At 61.0% G+C, this 526-nt stretch carries 1 protein-coding gene and 1 pseudogene; both read right to left on the bottom strand.

The genetic code is table 11. The features are described from left to right. Positions 1–323, bottom strand: a pseudogene (locus ACR0DO_RS19615) (nitrile hydratase subunit beta); the annotation flags it as partial. Between the two features lie 9 nt (positions 324–332). Continuing rightward, a partial coding sequence (locus ACR0DO_RS19610) for a nitrile hydratase subunit alpha (protein WP_480561126.1) occupies positions 333–526 on the bottom strand: 194 nt, incomplete at its 5' end.

The raw sequence follows: 526 nt of genomic DNA, 5'->3' as shown, positions 1-526 counted from the left end.
CCGACCGCCGGATGATCACCCTGCGGGATATCGAACCGTTTCAGACCCGACGCGACTTCCTGGGGGTCAACCAGACCCGCAGCTTGTACCAGCGCAGTCGCGGCCACGGTCCATTTTTCAAAGTAATCCAGCCGCAGGTAATCCGCGGGGGCAATCCGTTCGATTGCCGCGCGGTGTTCATCGGCGCAGAAAGGCACAGACCACGCCAAAGCCTCGGTCAGGGCAAAAGCGCGCTTTTGCCAATCGTGATCAAAGGCCCGATCCTGATCGCAGGGAACCGGTCCAAACCCGTGCATCCCGCCCATATCATGAATGCCGTCCATACCCTGCCCCTAAACCAAAGCCGTGCCGATCATGCCGTTGCGGGTGACACGATCAGCCAGTTCCGCAGCGGAAAGCCCCTCGGTCCTGTCGAGGCGGCGTGGCAGAACCAGATAGCGGATCTCGGCCGTGCTGTCCCAAACCTTGATCTGCACCTCATCGGGCAGGCTGACACCAAATTCCGCCAGAACCGCACGAGGTTCAC

The organism is Ruegeria sp. AM9 (assembly GCF_056540565.1).
The sequence above is the reverse complement of the archived record's forward strand: the minus strand, read 5'-3'. Positions and strand labels throughout refer to the sequence as shown.